21 protein-coding genes, 1 tRNA gene and 1 pseudogene are annotated in these 15,203 nt (G+C 68.6%); 9 read left to right on the top strand and 14 right to left on the bottom strand.

Annotated features, from left to right (window positions below; all coding sequences use genetic code 11):
* The 4 genes from VJS38_RS18415 to VJS38_RS18430 all read left to right on the top strand — a co-directional run.
* Window positions 1–904, top strand: a 904-nt coding sequence (locus VJS38_RS18415) for an alpha/beta fold hydrolase (protein ID WP_324089609.1), incomplete at its 5' end; no start/stop codon positions are given.
* Between the two features lie 263 nt (window positions 905–1,167).
* Complete coding sequence (locus VJS38_RS18420) at window positions 1,168–1,494, top strand: PadR family transcriptional regulator (protein ID WP_324089610.1); 327 nt, start codon at window positions 1,168–1,170, stop codon at window positions 1,492–1,494.
* Window positions 1,491–2,072, top strand: a complete 582-nt coding sequence (locus VJS38_RS18425) for a DUF1700 domain-containing protein (protein ID WP_324089611.1) — start codon at window positions 1,491–1,493, stop codon at window positions 2,070–2,072. Before VJS38_RS18420 ends, VJS38_RS18425 begins: the two co-directional genes overlap by 4 nt.
* A complete protein-coding gene (locus VJS38_RS18430; RefSeq protein ID WP_324089612.1) occupies window positions 2,069–2,881 on the top strand; it encodes a GIN domain-containing protein in 813 nt (270 codons plus the stop codon). Before VJS38_RS18425 ends, VJS38_RS18430 begins: the two co-directional genes overlap by 4 nt.
* Before the next feature lie 2 nt (window positions 2,882–2,883).
* On the opposite strand, the gene msrB is transcribed toward VJS38_RS18430, so the two are convergent.
* From msrB to VJS38_RS18455, 5 genes are all read right to left on the bottom strand, one after another.
* Window positions 2,884–3,360, bottom strand: a complete 477-nt coding sequence (gene msrB / locus VJS38_RS18435) for a peptide-methionine (R)-S-oxide reductase MsrB (RefSeq protein ID WP_324089613.1) — start codon at window positions 3,358–3,360, stop codon at window positions 2,884–2,886.
* A gap of 44 nt (window positions 3,361–3,404) precedes the next feature.
* Window positions 3,405–4,385 (bottom strand): N-acetyl-gamma-glutamyl-phosphate reductase, encoded by a 981-nt coding sequence (gene argC, locus VJS38_RS18440; RefSeq protein WP_324089614.1) that lies wholly within the window; start codon window positions 4,383–4,385, stop codon window positions 3,405–3,407.
* A gap of 91 nt (window positions 4,386–4,476) precedes the next feature.
* On the bottom strand, window positions 4,477–4,962 hold the full coding sequence (rpsI, locus tag VJS38_RS18445; protein WP_324089615.1) for a 30S ribosomal protein S9: 486 nt from the start codon (window positions 4,960–4,962) through the stop codon (window positions 4,477–4,479).
* Window positions 4,963–4,964: 2 nt separating this feature from the next.
* Window positions 4,965–5,438, bottom strand: coding sequence for a 50S ribosomal protein L13 (gene rplM, locus VJS38_RS18450; RefSeq protein ID WP_324089616.1), 474 nt, complete (start codon window positions 5,436–5,438; stop codon window positions 4,965–4,967).
* 168 nt (window positions 5,439–5,606) lie between these two features.
* Window positions 5,607–6,638: a COX15/CtaA family protein gene (locus VJS38_RS18455; RefSeq protein WP_324089617.1), complete on the bottom strand. Its 1,032-nt coding sequence runs from the start codon at window positions 6,636–6,638 to the stop codon at window positions 5,607–5,609.
* 105 nt (window positions 6,639–6,743) lie between these two features.
* On the opposite strand from VJS38_RS18455, the gene VJS38_RS18460 reads away from it, so the two are divergent.
* From VJS38_RS18460 to VJS38_RS18470, 3 genes and pseudogenes are all read left to right on the top strand, one after another.
* A complete protein-coding gene (locus VJS38_RS18460; RefSeq protein ID WP_324089618.1) occupies window positions 6,744–6,941 on the top strand; it encodes a DUF2842 domain-containing protein in 198 nt (65 codons plus the stop codon).
* 71 nt (window positions 6,942–7,012) lie between these two features.
* Window positions 7,013–7,089: transfer RNA gene (locus tag VJS38_RS18465), tRNA-Pro, on the top strand.
* A gap of 206 nt (window positions 7,090–7,295) precedes the next feature.
* Window positions 7,296–7,505: pseudogene (locus tag VJS38_RS18470) on the top strand (alkylphosphonate utilization protein); the annotation flags it as partial.
* Window positions 7,506–7,533: 28 nt separating this feature from the next.
* On the opposite strand, the gene VJS38_RS18475 reads toward VJS38_RS18470, so the two are convergent.
* Window positions 7,534–7,728, bottom strand: coding sequence for a hypothetical protein (locus VJS38_RS18475; RefSeq protein WP_324089619.1), 195 nt, complete (start codon window positions 7,726–7,728; stop codon window positions 7,534–7,536).
* 179 nt (window positions 7,729–7,907) lie between these two features.
* Here VJS38_RS18475 and VJS38_RS18480 point away from each other — a divergent pair, with 179 nt between their 5' ends.
* The gene (locus VJS38_RS18480) at window positions 7,908–8,105 is read left to right on the top strand and encodes a hypothetical protein (RefSeq protein ID WP_324089620.1); all 198 of its coding nucleotides are present in this window, start codon (window positions 7,908–7,910) and stop codon (window positions 8,103–8,105) included.
* A gap of 46 nt (window positions 8,106–8,151) precedes the next feature.
* Here VJS38_RS18480 and VJS38_RS18485 read toward each other — a convergent pair whose 3' ends face one another.
* From VJS38_RS18485 to VJS38_RS18515, 7 genes are all read right to left on the bottom strand, one after another.
* On the bottom strand, window positions 8,152–8,748 hold the full coding sequence (locus tag VJS38_RS18485) for an NAD(P)H-dependent oxidoreductase (protein WP_324089621.1): 597 nt from the start codon (window positions 8,746–8,748) through the stop codon (window positions 8,152–8,154).
* A 3-nt stretch (window positions 8,749–8,751) separates the two neighbouring features.
* Window positions 8,752–9,159, bottom strand: coding sequence for a MerR family transcriptional regulator (locus VJS38_RS18490; RefSeq protein WP_324089622.1), 408 nt, complete (start codon window positions 9,157–9,159; stop codon window positions 8,752–8,754).
* A 16-nt stretch (window positions 9,160–9,175) separates the two neighbouring features.
* Window positions 9,176–9,478: an integration host factor subunit alpha gene (locus VJS38_RS18495; RefSeq protein ID WP_324089623.1), complete on the bottom strand. Its 303-nt coding sequence runs from the start codon at window positions 9,476–9,478 to the stop codon at window positions 9,176–9,178.
* 101 nt (window positions 9,479–9,579) lie between these two features.
* The gene (locus VJS38_RS18500) at window positions 9,580–10,554 is read right to left on the bottom strand and encodes a beta-ketoacyl-ACP synthase III (RefSeq protein WP_324089624.1); all 975 of its coding nucleotides are present in this window, start codon (window positions 10,552–10,554) and stop codon (window positions 9,580–9,582) included.
* A 6-nt stretch (window positions 10,555–10,560) separates the two neighbouring features.
* Window positions 10,561–11,616 carry a phosphate acyltransferase PlsX gene (gene plsX, locus VJS38_RS18505; RefSeq protein ID WP_324089625.1) on the bottom strand — a complete coding sequence of 352 codons (1,056 nt, stop codon included), beginning with the start codon at window positions 11,614–11,616 and terminating at the stop codon, window positions 10,561–10,563.
* 132 nt (window positions 11,617–11,748) lie between these two features.
* Entirely contained in the window at window positions 11,749–12,270 is a 522-nt protein-coding gene (locus tag VJS38_RS18510; protein ID WP_324089626.1) for a DUF177 domain-containing protein, read from the bottom strand.
* Entirely contained in the window at window positions 12,267–12,794 is a 528-nt protein-coding gene (locus VJS38_RS18515; RefSeq protein ID WP_324089627.1) for a ubiquinol-cytochrome C chaperone family protein, read from the bottom strand. Before VJS38_RS18515 ends, VJS38_RS18510 begins: the two co-directional genes overlap by 4 nt.
* A gap of 106 nt (window positions 12,795–12,900) precedes the next feature.
* On the opposite strand from VJS38_RS18515, the gene VJS38_RS18520 reads away from it, so the two are divergent.
* Complete coding sequence (locus VJS38_RS18520) at window positions 12,901–13,404, top strand: outer membrane protein assembly factor BamE (RefSeq protein ID WP_324089628.1); 504 nt, start codon at window positions 12,901–12,903, stop codon at window positions 13,402–13,404.
* Between the two features lie 90 nt (window positions 13,405–13,494).
* Here VJS38_RS18520 and VJS38_RS18525 read toward each other — a convergent pair.
* A partial coding sequence (locus VJS38_RS18525; protein ID WP_324089629.1) for a sodium-translocating pyrophosphatase occupies window positions 13,495–15,203 on the bottom strand: 1,709 nt, incomplete at its 5' end.

Raw genomic sequence — 15,203 nt, forward strand, 5'->3', positions numbered from 1 at the left:
CCTCTCGACCAAGACGATCGAGGACTACATGCGCCAGGGCGTGTACGAAGGCGCCGCCGCGGCGATGAAGCAATGCGGCGTCGGCCAGGTGAACGCGGTCGGCTACTGCATCGGCGGCACCCTGCTGGGCGTCAGCCTGGCGCACATGGCCGCCAAGGGCGTCTCGCCGATCACCTCGGCCACCTTCTTCGCCGCCCAGCAGGACTTCTCCGAGGCCGGAGACCTGCTGCTGTTCACCAACGAATCCTGGCTGCAGGAGCTGGAGCGGCGGATGGACGCCGGCGGCGGCGTCTTGGACGGCCAGGCTTTGTCCGAGACCTTCAACGTCCTGCGCTCGAACGACCTGATCTGGTCGTTCTTCGTCAGCAACTACCTGCTCGGCAAGGATCCGAAGCCCTTCGACATGCTCTACTGGAACTCCGACCAGACGCGCATGCCGAAGACCCTGCATCTGTCCTATCTGCGCAAGTTCTACGTCGAGAACGCCTTCGCCAAGGGAGAGCTGATGGTCGATGACGAGAAGCTCGACCCGGGGAAAGTGACCGTGCCGATCTACATGCAGTCCTCGAAGGAGGACCACATCGCGCCCGCCCTGTCGGTCTACAAGAGCGCCAAGCTCTTCGGCGGACCGGTCACCTTCATGATGGCGGGCTCCGGTCACATCGCGGGGGTCATCAACTCGCCGGCGGCGAAGAAATACCAGCACTGGACCAACGAGGCGCTGCCCGCCACGCTCGAGGAATGGCAGGCGGGCGCCGAGCTGCACCCAGGGTCCTGGTGGCCGCACTGGATGGAATGGCTGAAGGCCCGCTCCGGCCCCATGGGGCCGGCCCGCGATCCCGCCGCGGGCCCCCTGCCCGTCCTGGGCGACGCGCCGGGCGAGTACGTCAAGGTCAGGTCGTAGGACGACTTCCTCGAAGCGGGGGACATTCCCCCCTCTCTGTCATGCCGGTTTCGCGAAGCGAAGACCGGGATCCGTACGCGCCGAGGTGGCCGGTTCGCGCGAGGATCGGAAAGTTCGGCGTTCATGGACCCCGGACAGCCGCTGCGCGGCTTCCGGGATGACCCTTTTGGAGGAGGCGCTCCTCACATTGCTATCATTTAATGAAAGCTAGCTTGCGTGACATGGTACCTGGCGATACCTAGGCCTGCGAAGGAGCCGCAGTCTTGCCGGAAGCCATCGACATCCAGCTGAAGAAGGGCGCGCTCGAGCTCTGCGTGCTGGCCCTGCTCTCGCAGCACGACAGCTACGCCTACGAGATCGCCAGCCGCCTGGCCGACGCGATCGGCATGGGCGAAGGCACCATCTATCCGCTGATGCGGCGGCTGCAGAACGACGGCCTGGTGGACACCTATCTGGTGGAATCCCCCGCCGGGCCGCCGCGGAAATACTACCGGCTGACCCAGGCCGGGAGCACGAGCTTCGCGTCGCAGAAGGTCGCCTGGACCTCGTTTTCCCAGGCCATGCAGGACATCCTTGGAGGGGCTCAATGACCCGTGAGGCGTTCATCGAGCGATTGCGCGAGGGCCTGCGCGGACTGCCGCCGCAGACCGTCGCCGACATCGTCGCCGATTACGAGACCCACTTCGCCGACGGCGAGGCCGCCGGCCGCAACGAGGCCGAGGTGGCCGCCGCCCTGGGCGACCCAGGGCGCCTCGCGCGGGAGCTCCGCGCCGAGATCGGCCTCAAGCGCTGGGAAGAGGAGCGAAGCCCCTCCGGCGCGGCCGCGGCGGTGTTCGCCGTGCTGGGCCTGGGCGCGCTGGACCTCTTCATCCTGCTGCCGGTGCTGATGACCGTCGGCGGCGTGCTCTTCGGCCTGTCGATGGCGTCGGTCGCCGGCCTCGTCGGCGGCGGGGCGATGCTCGCCATGGGGCCGTTCACCGATTTTCCCGGTGGACCGGCCGCCGCCATCCTCGGCGGATTGGGCGTGATGTCCGGGGCCGCCGCGCTGGGCGCCCTCATCGCGCTCGTCACCATCGGGATCGTCAACGCCCTCGTCTGGTACGGCCGGCTGCACTATCGCCTGTTGCGGCCGGCGCTGGACACCCCGAGCCAAGGAGCCGCCGCATGATCCGCGCTCTCGCCATCGTCGCCGTCGCCGGCTTTCTGATGTCGGTGGCGTGCATCGCTGCGGCCGTCGCCATCGGCGGGCCCGACGCCATCGCCCGCAGCGCCTGGTCGTGGGATTGGGGCGAGGACTGGGACCGCGGCCCGCACCACTTCGGCGTCTGGCGCCACGAGACGCATGACGGAGCCGCCAGGACGCAGCGCGATTTCCCCTGGAGCGGCGATCGGCTCGCGGTCAACGCCCCGGCGGAGATCGACTATGTGCAGGCCCCCGGCCCGGCCAAGCTGGCCATCAGCGGATCACGCGAAGCCCTCGATCAGGTCCGCGTCGAGGGCGGCCGGATCACCCTCTCCGGCCCGTTCCGCTGGAGCGAATTGCACGTCACACTCACCGCCCCCAACGTCACCCGCTTCGAGCTTAACGGAGCCAACCGGCTCAACATCACCGGCTACAAGCAGGACCAGCTGGCGCTGGCCGCGAGCGGCCGCGCCGAGATCCGGGCGCAAGGCGAGGCCAAGAGCGTCTCGCTCGATGTCTCCGGCGCCGGCGAAGCCGATCTGTCGGACCTGACGACGGCGCGGGCGGACGTCGACATCAGCGGCGCGGGCTCGGCCACCGTCGGTCCCACCGACGCAGCCCGCGTGCAGATCTCCGGCATGGGCGACGTCCAGCTGCTCACGCGGCCCAGGCGACTGGAGACCCACGTGTCCGGCGCCGGCCGCATCCGCCAGCCCGGTCAGGACAGCTTCACCGCCGGCGACGACGGTGACGACGACCACGAGGCCGGACGCGGCCCCGCCCGGCCGACCTGACGTCAGGCCGGCACGAACTTCAGCGCTACGCCGTCGTTGCAGTAGCGCAGGCCGGTGGGCTTTGGCCCATCGTCAAAGACGTGGCCCTGGTGGCCCAGGCATTGGGCGCAGTGGTATTCGGTCCGCGGCACGACCAGCAGGCGGTCGGTCTTGGTCCCCAGCGCCCCCGGAATGGCCGTGTAGAAGCTCGGCCAACCGGTGCCGCTCTCGAACTTCCAGTCGGACTTGAAAAGCGGCAGGCCGCAGCCGGCGCAGGCGAAGGTTCCCTTCCGATGCTCGTTCAGCAGCGGGCTGGATCCGGGACGTTCGGTGCCTTCGCGCCGGAGCACGTCGTAGGCCTCCGGCGACAGCCGCTTCTTCCAGTCGGCGTCGGTCAGCTTGCGCCAGGGCGAGGCCGCATACTTGTCGGCGGCGGGCGCGGCCGTGGGCGCCAGGGCGGCGGCGGCGGCCATGAGGAAGGCTCGGCGATCGGTGCTCATGCCGGGAAGTACGAGCCCGGCGTCGTCACGGATGCAAGCGGCGGCTAAAGCCCCGCGCCTTCCTCAAGCCCGAGCATCAGGTTCAGGTTCTGCACAGCCGCGCCCGAGGCCCCCTTGCCCAGGTTGTCCAGCAGGGCCACGAGCCGGGCCTGACCGCCGCCTGCCGCGCCGAACACGAACAGCTTCATCCGGTTGGTGCCGTTGAGCGCTTCAGGGTCGAGGGCGGCCACATAGCCGCCGGCGCCGGCGCGGGTCTTCTGGAGTTCAATGCACTCGGGGCCGCTCGCCACCTCGACAAAGGTCTCTCCGGCATAGGCGGCCGCCAGTTCGACGTGCAGGTCGGCGGGCGAGGGCTTGCCGGGCATGGCCCAAAGTTGAAGAGGAACCTCGACGATCATCCCCTGCGCGAACCGCCCGACCGAAGGGGCGAACAGCGGGGCGTGACTGAGGCCCGCGTAGGCCTGCATCTCGGCCAGATGCTTGTGGGCGAGGTTGAGGCCGTAGGTGCGGAAGGCGTCGCGCGAGCCCTCGGGGGCGGCCTTGGTCTCGAACTCCTCGATCAGGCCGCGGCCGCCGCCGGAATAGCCGGAGATGGCGTTGACAGTCAGCGGGAAGTCCGCCGGCGTCAGGCCCGCGGCCACCAGCGGCCGCATCAGGCCGATGAATCCCGTCGGATAGCAGCCGGGATTGGCCACCCGCTTGGAGCCCGCGATCTCGGCCCGCTGGGTCTTCGACATCTCGGGGAAACCGTAGGCCCAGCCGGGCGCGACCCGATGGGCGGTCGAGGCGTCGATCACGCGGACCTTGTCGTTGGAGATCATCGCCACCGCCTCGCGGGCGGCCTCGTCCGGCAGGCAGAGCACGACGGCGTCGACGCCGTTCAGGAGCTCCGCTCGCGCGGCCGGGTCCTTGCGCCGTGCGGGATCGATGGAGACGATCTCCAGGTCGCTGCGGCCCGCGAGCCGCTGGCGGATCTGCAGGCCGGTGGTGCCGGCCTCTCCGTCGATGAAAACCGTGTGGGCCATGTGACTCGTCTCGCGGGACAGGAAACAGCAAAGAGAAAGGGCGCCTCGGTTGCCCGAAGCGCCCTTTCCAAACGCGACTGGTCGCGCGGCTTTAGCGCTTCGAGAACTGGAAGCTGCGTCGCGCCTTGGCCTTGCCGTACTTCTTCCGCTCCACGACGCGCGGGTCGCGGGTCAGGAAGCCGTGCGGCTTCAGCACCGAGCGCAGGGCGGGCTCATAATAGGTGAGCGCCTTGGCGATCCCGTGACGGACGGCGCCGGCCTGGCCGGACAGGCCCGAGCCTTCGACCGAGACGACGACGTCGAACTGACCAAGGCGGTCGGCGATCTGCAGCGGCTGGGCGATCATCATCCGCAGCACGGGGCGGGCGAAGTAGATCTCCTGGTCGCGGCCGTTGATCGTGATCTGACCCTTGCCCGGCTTGATCCAGTCGCGGGCTACGGCGTTCTTCCGCTTGCCCGTCGCATAGGAGCGGCCTTGCGCGTCGATCTTGGGCTCGCGGACGATTTCCTCGGCCGCCGCCGTGCCCAGGCCGCGCAGGGCTTCGAAGCCCTCGCCCGTGGTGGTGTTTTCCGACATGCTTACGCGCTCCGCACGTTCTTGGCGTTCAGTTCGGCGAACGCGATGGTCTCGGGGTTCTGAGCCGCGTGCGGGTGCTCCGCGCCGGCGTAGATGCGCAGGTGCGTCAGCTGCTTGCGGGCGAGCGGGCTTTCCTTCGGCAGCATGCGCTCGACGGCCTTCTCCAGCACGCGCTCGGGGAAGCGGCCGCCGAGGATCTTGTCCGCGGTCCGTTCCTTGACGCCGCCCGGATGGCCGGTGTGCCAGTAGTAGGTCTTGTTCGTCAGCTTGCGGCCGGTGAACTTCACCTTGTCGGCGTTGACGATGACGACGAAGTCGCCGCAGTCGACGTGCGGGGTGTAGTCGGGCCGATGCTTGCCGCGAAGACGGTTGGCGACGAACGACGCGAGACGGCCGACGACGGCGTCCTGGGCGTCGATCACGATCCACTTCTTCTCGACCTCGGCGGGCTTCAGCGAAGCCGTGGTCTTCATCATGGTGGCGATCCGTTAGCTTGCCGGGACTGATACGCGCCCCGAGTTGAGGCGCGCATATGCCCAGAGCGGACCGTGAAGTCAAGGCGTCAGAATTTTCACAACGCCGAAAAACGATAGCAAATTCTAGGCCTTAGATATTGCGGTAAGATAATACCGCGCTTTTCTGCGTCAGATCCGCCGCGCGCGCCAGGCGAAAGCGACCGCCAGACAGAGCGTGATCGCCGCCATCAGCTGGTGGGCGACGCCCAGGCCGACGGGCACGACGGTGATCAGGGTGAGAATTCCGAGGCAGGCCTGCAGCAGCACCGCGCCGGTCACCGCGAGCGCCAGTTGCTTGGAATCGCGCGCCAGATAGCGCGACCGCCAGGCGCCGATCCCGAAGACCACGGCCGCCGCCACCAGGAGGTAGGCGACGAGGCGGTGATGCAGCTGCACCGCGCCCTGGCTGTGGGCCAGCGTCGCCCAGAGGCCGGGCTCGGCGTAGTCGGCGGGGAAAAAGCGGCCGTTCATCAGCGGCCAGTCGTTGTAGACTAGGCCCGCATGGTTGCCGGCGACCAGCGCGCCCAGCAGCACCTGCAGGTAGATCAGGCCCGTGAGCCAGAGCCCGCGCCGGCCCCACGGACTGGGCAGCGTCTGGCGCGCCTGGCCGGCCCAGGCGTCGAGGCCCGTCCAGACCAGCGCGCCCAGCAGCCCGAAGGCCAGCCCCAGATGGATCGCCAGCCGCTCGGGCGCGACATAGACCCGCTCGCTGAGCCCGCTGGCCACCATCCACCAGCCGACCAGCCCCTGCAGGGCGCCCAGGACGAAGATGCCCGCGAGCCTCAGCGTCAGCCGCTGGGGGATCATCTTGCGCACGGCGAAGAAGCCGAACGGCACGAAGAAGGCCACGCCCAGCAGCCGGCCCAGCAGCCGGTGCGCCCACTCCCACCAGTAGATGCCCTTGAACTGGTCGAGCGTCATGCCGCGGTTGAGCAACTGGTACTGCGGGATGGCCTTGTAGCCGGCGAACTCCGTCTGCCACTGCTGGAGGTTCAGCGGCGGGATCACGCCGCGGATCGGCTTCCACTGGGTGATCGACAGGCCAGAGCCGGTGAGCCGGGTCGAACCGCCCACCACCACCATCGCCACGACCAGCGCCGCCACGGCGAACAGCCAGATGGCGACGGCGCGGGAACGATCCGAGCGCAGGAACGAGGTCATGGGGCGGAGATGCGCCCTTTCGGTCTGAACGTGGCCGCTGGCTACCCAAAAATCAGCCTCACGTCCACGCTTCCGCCGTGGCTTGCGTCCCGCTATGAGCCGCCCATGACCGCGCGCGTCCGCAAACTCATCGGCATGGTCGGCATCCTGCTGTTCGTCGCGGCCTATGCCGCGCTCGCCTCGAAGGTCGCCGACCACCTGCCGAACAACATCGCCGTCGAGGCGGTGTTCTACCTCGTCGTGGGCCTGGCCTGGGGCGTGCCGATCCTGCCGCTGATCCGCTGGATGAACAGCGGCCGGTGAGCGCATGCGCCACAGTTTGCGCTTGCCCTGCCGCGCCGAGCCGCTAGAAGAACCGCCTCGCCGCGAGGCGTCGGAGCGTAGCGCAGTCTGGTAGCGCACTTGACTGGGGGTCAAGGGGTCGTGGGTTCGAATCCCGCCGCTCCGACCATCGCGAAATCAAGCGGTTGGCGCGGTTTCGCAGGGTCGGCCAGAACGATAGCCTCCAACTCCGGCCCGAGCCCCGCCGTCAAGCCGAATTAAAGAGGGAGCGCGAGGATGGCGCCTGGATCGGACGAGGAATTCGTCTACGACGAAACGACCGGCGAGTGGGTCAGCGCCAAGGCCGGCCCCGGCGCGGCGGAAGCCGATGCGGTCGAGGTCCGGGACGCCGTCGGCAACCGGCTGGCCGACGGCGACAGCGTGACCCTGGTCAAGGACCTGAAGGTCAAGGGCGCCAACCAGACCCTCAAGCGGGGAACGGTGATCAAGTCGATCCGTCTGACCGGCGATGAGCAGGAGATCGACTGCCGCTACGAGGGCATCAAGGGCCTCGTGCTGCGAGCCGAGTTCGTGCGCAAGCTCTGACGACGCCAACCGCGCTCCCAGGCAAGCGTCAGGCGCCGTGGTAGGCCTTGATGAACTGGGCGAGGAACTCCGCGACGACGTAGGTCCCGCGCGTCTCGTTGAGGACCATGAAGCCGATGAAAATCGCCCAGGCGCGCCAGGACCGACGCTTGCCCGGGACGTAGCGGACGATCGCGACGCTCCGGCAGGACGGATGCAGATGGGCTTCGCTGACCAGATGCACGGTTGAGTCGAACCAAATTCACCCGCGGAGGTGACGTGTTTACAATCCTTAATAAGCATTAACAAGCCTTAACGATCGCGCGCCCGAACGCTCCGCATCTGTGGCGTTCACCATCAACGTAAGGGCTTGGACAATGCTTGCGCGGGCAGTCTTGCGGCTATCAGTCCGAGGGCGCGTCCATGAAGGTGTTTGCGATCGACATGCTCGCACAGAGCGGCGATCGCACGCCTCTGCGCACCGTCCAGGTCCCCGCCGCCTCAGTCGACGAGGCGATGCAGAAGGCCCACAAGTCGATGAGCCAGGACGAGACGGCGGTCCGGGTCAATCCGCACCACACGCCCAGGCCGGTCGGCCGGCTGCTGGACATCAGGGTCTGAGCGAGGTGCTCACGCCAGCTCGTCCCCGCAGCTGGCCGGGCCGTCTTCAGCGCGAAAACAGCGCCAGCTTGCGGCTTACATCTTCGAGGAAGCGCCCGCGCTGATCGCTCGTCGCCGTGTCCATGGCGTAGAGCGCCGACCAGGACGCGCGGCAGCCGCGCGCCAGCAGCGGCTTCAGGCCCCGCAGCACCACCTTGCGGCCCGGATCGCCCATCCACAGCCGGATGAACCACCTGGGCGCGCCATAGGTGGTGACCACCATCAGCCGGTCGATCTGCCTGAGCGTGTGGATCGAGATGCCCCGCTGCGGGTCCAGGCCGAAGGCGACGCCCGGGATCCAGACGCGGTCGAACCAGCCTTTCAACATCGCCGGCATGCCGTACCACCAGGTCGGGTAGATCAACAGCAGCCCCTGCGCCGCCTCCAGCGCGGCGACCTCCGCGGCGATGGCCTTGCGATTGTGCGCGACGTCCTCGTAGTCCCGCCGCTCCTCGGCCGAGAGGATCGGCCGGAAGCTCTCCGCATAGAGATCCTTGACCGTCACCTCGTGGCCGGCGTCGTTGAGGTCGGCGACGCAGCGGTCGAGCAGCGCGCGCGCAAAGCTTTCGGCGACGGGATGGCTGAAGACGACGAGGACCTTCACCGCTCAGCGCTTCAAAAGCGCGTCGAGCCGGGCCTTGGCGCCTTCGAGATCGGCCAGCGCCTCGCTCAGCCGCTGGCGGGCCGCATCGTCGAGCTCGGGGCGCTCAAGCTCGTCGTGGCTGGGCTCGGCCGGCGCGGGCCCGCCCTGGCCGGCGGCGACCAGGTGGGCCAGGCCCTGCTCGCGATGCAGCCGCTGCACGCCCTTGATGGTGTAGCCCTCGTCGTGCAGCAGGCGACGAACGCCTCGCAGCACGGCGATGTCCTGCGGCCGGTAGAACCGCCGTCCGCCGGCCCGTTTCATCGGGCGGATGAAGGCGAACTTGGTTTCCCAGAACCGCAGCACATGCTGCGGCACGTTCAGCTCGTCGGCTGCCTCGGAGATCGTCCGAAAGGCTTCCGGGCCCTTCGACACGGCCGCTAGCCGATCCTCACCGCGAGAGGGCGCGGTCGACCCGCGCCTTCATCACCTGGGAGGCGCGGAAGCCGATCACCCGCCGGGGTTCGATCGCCGCCGGCTCGCCGGTCTTGGGGTTGCGGCCCATGCGGGCGTTCTTTGAGCGGACCTGGAAGACGCCGAACCCGGAGAGCTTCACCTGCTCGCCGTTCTCGAGCGCCAGAGCCATCAGCTCCAGCACGCGCTCGACCAGCTCGCCACAATCCTGCCGTGTCAGGCCCACTTCCTCGTGGACCGCTTCGCAAAGGTCGGCTCGGGTGACGGTCGCGCCCTTCATCCTTTGCCCGTTTTCTGCAGCCACGCTGTTCATGTCTCTTGATTGTCCTATCAGGTCAGAGACTTCAAGGCCCCGATTGGCGCTTCCTGTTAAGCGAGGCGTCAGAAGCGCACCACGCAGGCGCCCCAGGTCAGCCCGCCGCCCATCGCCTCCATAAGCAGCAGGTCGCCTTTCTTGATGCGGCCGTCGCGCACCGCCGCATCCAGGGCGAGCGGAATCGAGGCGGCCGAGGTGTTGGCGTGCTCGGCCACGGTGGTCACGACCTTGTGCTCCTCGATGCCCAGCCGGCGGGCCACGCCCTCGAGGATCCGCAGGTTCGCCTGGTGGGGAATGAACCAGTCCACCTCGCCGAGCTCGACGCCGGCGTCGGCGGCCGCCGCGGTGATGGCGTCGGAAATATTGACCACGGCGTGGCGGAAGACCTGGTTGCCCTGCATGCGCAGATGGCCGATCTGGCCGTTCGTCGAGGCTCCGCCGTCGACGTAGAGCAGGTCCTGCTTGGTCCCGTCCGCCATCAGGGCGAAGCCCAGCACGCCGCGGTCGGCCTTGGTCCCCTCCCCGTGCGCATGCTCCAGTACGACCGCGCCGGCGCCGTCGCCGAACAGCACGCAGGTGCCACGGTCGGACCAGTCCATCAGCCGGGTCATCTCCTCGGCGCCGATGACGAGGGCGCACTTGGCGCGGCCGCGGGCGACGAAGCCGTCGGCGACCGAGAGCGCGTAGACGAAGCCCGAGCAGACCGCCTGGACGTCGAAGGCCGGCGCGACCGGGCAGCCGAGCTTGCGCTGGACGATGGTGGCGGTCGCGGGAAAGGTCTGGTCGGGGGTGGTGGTCGCCACCACGATCAGGTCGACGTCCTGCGGCGTGCGGCCGGCGGCCTCGAGGGCGCGCCGCGCGGCGGCGACCGCGAGGTCCGACACCGGCTGGTCGTCGGCGGCCTTGTGGCGCTGGCGGATCCCCGTGCGCTCGGTGATCCAGGCGTCGGAGGTGTCGACCACCTTGGCCAGTTCGTCGTTGGTGACGATCCGGTCGGGCAGATAGCCGCCCACCCCGGTTACGACGCTACGCTGGACCATCGGTACCTAAACCCCTCCTTCGACAGGCCTCTGGGCCTGCTCGGCCATGGCCGACGGCAGCCGACGCATGTTTCGTTCGATCTCGCCGGCGAAGTCGCTTCGGGCCAGGTCGACGGCGACCTGCACCGCGTGGGCGTAGTCGGCCTCGCCCGCGCCCCCATGGCATTTCAGCACCATGCCGTTCAACCCCAAGAGCGGGGCCGCCGGCGGCGGACTGAGGCGATCGCGGAAACGGCGCAGCGACGGGCGCGCCAGCGCCGCGCCGAGGGTGCTCGCCACATTGGCGGTGAGCGCGACCTTCAGCTCATTGGTGATGAACCGCGCCGCGCCCTCCATGGCCTTCAGCGCCACATTGCCGGTGAAGCCGTCGGTCACCACCACGTCGGCGGCCCCGCCGGTGAGGTCGTCGCCTTCGACGAAGCCCATGTAGTTCAGCTCGATGCCGCCCTCGCGCAGAATGCGATGGGCCTCGCGGACCTCCTCGTGGCCCTTCATCTCCTCCGAGCCGACGTTCAGCAGCCCCACCGTCGGGCGCGGCACGCCATGAGCCGCCCGATGGAAGGCCTCGCCCATGATGGCGAACTCGATCAGCCGTTCGGCGTCGCAGTCGACGTTGGCGCCGACGTCGAGGAAGGTGGTGAAGCCGCGCGGCGTCGGCAGGCTGGCCACCAGCGCCGGCCGGTCCAGGTCGGCGCTCATCCGCAGGATCAACTTGGAGATCGCCATCAGGGCGCCGGTGTTGCCGGCAGACAGCGCCGCGGTCGCCCGGCCGTCGCGGATCGCTTCGATGGCGTTCCACATCGAGGTGCCCTTGCCGCGGCGCAGCGCCTGGGCGGGCTTCTCGTCCATGCCGATGACGCGTTCGGCGTGCTGCACCTCGACGTGTTCGGCCAGCCCCCGGCAGCGGGCGATCTGCGGGACCAGAACGGCCTCGTCGCCATGCAGCAGCACGCGGACCTTGGTCGGGACGGCCAAGAGCGCTTTCGCGACGGCCGGAATCACCACGGACGGCCCGTGGTCTCCGCCCATGGCGTCGATCGAGATCACCAGAGGTTCGGTCAAGGCGGCCTTTTTGGTCCTTCGAGCCCAGGGCGTCCAACTCGCCCCGCGGTCCCTGTTAATCCGCGCACGACGCCGGCGACGGGAATCGAGGCGACGATACGCCCCGCTAAACGCGAAGAAAACTCCACCGCATCACGGCTTTGGAGGCTTGAGGTTCTTCAGCACGGCGAAGGGCGATTCCTCCTGCGCGGGGGGCTGATAATCGAACTCGGCCCCGGGCTTGCGCGGGAACGGATCGATCTCCAGCGCCAGGTGCTCGACCACATAGGCCGAGACGTCGATCGCGTCGCTCTCCAGCACGTCCGGCGGGTCCGGGGCGTCGAGCTCCAGCTCGAGCTCATGGACGCTCTCGCCGGGCGCGTTGGGGCTGCCGGCGGGCGCCGCCCGCACCTCGATGTCGCCCGCGACCGGCTGCTCGAAGGCTTCGAGCGTGACCGAGCACAGCTGCTCGACGGTGGCCTTGAAGCGGCCGGCGATCTCCGCCCCGTCCAGCCAGGGCCTGATCGTCACCTCGGCGACCAGCGCCGGCAGGCTCTCCAGGCCAAGGTCATGGGCGATCCGCGCCCGCTGGGCGGCGTCGGGCTCCAGCCGCAGCGTCACCACGCCGCGAGCGAGCTCGTGCAAGCGGATCAGCCGTCCCCAGTCTGCGCTCACGGCGCCCTCCAATCGACGCGGCCCTGAAGGAAGCCTTCGAGCGGCTGGGCGTCCAGGTGTTCGCGCTGGGCGGTCACATAGGCGGCGAGCGCCGGAACCTGCGAGGCGTCGGCTTCGGCGTAGACCGTGCGCGCCAGCAGGTCCTTCAGGGGCTGCGGGTCCGGCAGCGCGGCGAACGCGCCATGGTAGGACTTCACCCGTCCGAAGAAGGCCTCGCCCAGCCTGCGCATCTTCTTGCCGACGGAGAGGTCGCCCACCCCCATCTCGCGCAGAGCGTGGTCGAGCGCCCCCACATAGGTGTCGAACAGCCCCTGGGAGGCCGCCTTGACCTCGTCGCCCGGCTGATTCAGCCGGTCGAGCAGCAGGACCACGTGCAGGGTGTAGATCTCGAAGCGGCCCTCCACCGTGTCCGGCGCGGCCAGCCGTTCATAGAGGGCCGGCGTGCGCGACTGTTCGACGACGGCGGCGTAGAGCGCGCGGCCGATCTCATGGCTTGGGCGGGGGCGGAACAGGCGTTTCAGCATGGCGGCCTCGATTTCGCCCGAACGTGGGACTAAAGGCGGCATTGAACTAAGGGGCGGCGAGCGATAGGTCAAAGCCCTCAGAGCTTGCAACGGGCCCAATCCGCACATGTTTCGCCGCGTCATGATCGCCGCCTGCGCCGTCGGCGTCCTCGCCCCGGGCCTGTTGTCAGTGGGCGCCTGCGCCCCGATCACCAGCTATTCCGGCTTCCAGACCATCGACGCCGATCCGGCGAAGGACGTGAAGGTCGGCGGCGACACCAAATCGACCGTGCGCGCCAAGCTGGGCTCGCCGTCGGCGACCTCGACCTTCGATCCCAACGTCTGGTTCTACATGAACCAGGTGAAGGAGCGCGTGGCCTTCGAGCGGCCGAAGGTCGTGGCCCGCCACGTCACCGCCATCTCCTTCGACAAGGAGAGCGAGCAGGTGACCGCGGTGAACAACTACACCCTGAAGGACGGCCGCGTGATCGCCTACAACGAGCACGAGACCCCCACGCGCGGCCGCGAACTGACGATCCTCGAGCAGATCCTCGGCACCGTCGGCCGGGGCTCGATGCTGCCCAACGAGGACGAAGGCGTGCCCGGCACCCGCCCTGGCGACCGGCGGTAGGCGCGAGACCCGACCCGACCCGCTCCCCTCAACGAAAAGCGCCCCGGAGATCGCTCTCCGGGGCGTTGCCGTTTCAGGCTGTCGCGAGCCTTACTGGACCATCCCGTGGGCCAGGACCGCCAGCAGCAGCAGGGCCACGATGTTGGTGATCTTGATCATCGGGTTCACGGCGGGGCCCGCCGTGTCCTTGTAGGGGTCGCCGACGGTGTCGCCGGTCACCGCTGCCTTGTGAGCGTCGGAACCCTTGCCGCCGTAGTGGCCCTCTTCGATCAGCTTCTTGGCGTTGTCCCAGGCGCCGCCGCCCGAGGTCATCGAGATGGCGACGAAGAGGCCGGTGACGATCACGCCCATCAGCATGGCGCCAAGACTGGAGAAGGCCTGCGCCTTGCCGGCGATGGCGCGAATCACGAAGAACAGCACGATCGGCGAGGCGACCGGCAGCAGGGACGGCACGATCATTTCGCGGATGGCCGCACGCGTCAGGATGTCGACCGCCCGGCCGTACTCCGGTTTGACCTCGCCGGTCATGATCCCCGGGTTCTCCTTGAACTGACGCCGCACCTCGGCGACGACGGCTTCCGCCGCCCGGCCCACGGCGGTCATCGAGAGGCCGCCGAACAGGAACGGCAGCAGGCCGCCGAACAAGAGGCCCACGACCACATAGGGGTTGGAAAGATCGAAGGCGATCTGGCCGATGCCGTAGAAGAAGGTCCCCGGCGCGGCGTTGGCGCTGAAGAACTTCAGGTCTTCGGTGTAGGCGGCGAACAGCACCAGGGCGCCGAGTCCGGCCGAGCCGATCGCATAGCCCTTGGTCACCGCCTTGGTGGTGTTGCCCACCGCGTCGAGCGCGTCGGTGGAGACGCGGACCTCCGACGGCAGGCCCGCCATCTCGGCGATGCCGCCGGCGTTGTCGGTGACCGGGCCGAACGCGTCCAGCGCCACGATCACCCCGGCCAGCGAGAGCATGGAGGTGGTGGCGATGGCGATGCCGAACAGGCCCGCCAGGTTGTAGGCGACGATGATGCCGACGATGATCGTCAGCGCCGGCAGCGCCGTGGACTCCAGCGACATGGCCAGGCCCTGGATCACGTTGGTGCCGTGGCCGGAAACCGAGGCCTTGGCCACCGATTTCACCGGCCTGAAGCCGGTGCCGGTGTAGAACTCGGTGATCACCACGATGGCCGCGGTCACCGCCAGGCCCACCACGCCGCACCAGAACAGCGACATGCCGGTGAAGCTGCGGTCGCCGGCGGCGGTCGTCACGGCTGTCGGGATCATCTTCGTGGTGACGAACCAGATGGCGATCAGCGACAAAAGGCCGGTGACGATCAGGCCCTGGTAGAGCGCGCCCATGATGTTGTTGGACTTGCCCAGCCGCACGAAGAAGGTGCCGATGATGGACGTGACCACGCAGACCCCGCAGATGACGAGCGGCAGCAGCATCATCTTGCCGAGGAAGGCGGGGGAGCCGGCGAATAGGATCGCGGCCAGCACCATGGTGCCGACCGTGGTCACCGCGTAGGTCTCGAACAGGTCCGCGGCCATGCCGGCGCAGTCGCCGACATTGTCGCCCACGTTGTCGGCGATGGTGGCCGGGTTGCGGGGATCGTCCTCCGGGATACCCGCCTCGACCTTGCCGACGAGGTCGGCGCCGACGTCGGCCGCCTTGGTGAAGATGCCGCCGCCCAGGCGCGCGAAGATCGAGATCAGCGATGCGCCGAAGGAGAGCGCGACCAGCGCGTTGATGACGACGCGGTCGTCCGGCGCATGGCCCTGCACGTCCGTCAGCACATAGAAGA

Origin of the sequence: Phenylobacterium sp., assembly GCF_035276905.1 — a bacterium.
In the GTDB taxonomy this organism is placed as follows: Bacteria; Pseudomonadota; Alphaproteobacteria; order Caulobacterales; family Caulobacteraceae; genus Phenylobacterium.

Coding starts and splice junctions, on each gene's coding strand:
- rpsI (WP_324089615.1), bottom strand. CDS start 4,962: ATGTCGGAAAACACCACCACGGGCGAGGGCTTCGAAGCCCTGCGCGGC.
- VJS38_RS18460 (WP_324089618.1), top strand. CDS start 6,744: ATGACCGCGCGCGTCCGCAAACTCATCGGCATGGTCGGCATCCTGCTG.
- VJS38_RS18520 (WP_324089628.1), top strand. CDS start 12,901: ATGTTTCGCCGCGTCATGATCGCCGCCTGCGCCGTCGGCGTCCTCGCC.
- VJS38_RS18480 (WP_324089620.1), top strand. CDS start 7,908: ATGAAGGTGTTTGCGATCGACATGCTCGCACAGAGCGGCGATCGCACG.
- msrB (WP_324089613.1), bottom strand. CDS start 3,360: ATGAGCACCGATCGCCGAGCCTTCCTCATGGCCGCCGCCGCCGCCCTG.
- argC (WP_324089614.1), bottom strand. CDS start 4,385: ATGGCCCACACGGTTTTCATCGACGGAGAGGCCGGCACCACCGGCCTG.
- VJS38_RS18425 (WP_324089611.1), top strand. CDS start 1,491: ATGACCCGTGAGGCGTTCATCGAGCGATTGCGCGAGGGCCTGCGCGGA.
- VJS38_RS18455 (WP_324089617.1), bottom strand. CDS start 6,638: ATGACCTCGTTCCTGCGCTCGGATCGTTCCCGCGCCGTCGCCATCTGG.
- rplM (WP_324089616.1), bottom strand. CDS start 5,438: ATGATGAAGACCACGGCTTCGCTGAAGCCCGCCGAGGTCGAGAAGAAG.
- VJS38_RS18515 (WP_324089627.1), bottom strand. CDS start 12,794: ATGCTGAAACGCCTGTTCCGCCCCCGCCCAAGCCATGAGATCGGCCGC.
- VJS38_RS18495 (WP_324089623.1), bottom strand. CDS start 9,478: ATGAAGGGCGCGACCGTCACCCGAGCCGACCTTTGCGAAGCGGTCCAC.
- VJS38_RS18500 (WP_324089624.1), bottom strand. CDS start 10,554: ATGGTCCAGCGTAGCGTCGTAACCGGGGTGGGCGGCTATCTGCCCGAC.
- VJS38_RS18430 (WP_324089612.1), top strand. CDS start 2,069: ATGATCCGCGCTCTCGCCATCGTCGCCGTCGCCGGCTTTCTGATGTCG.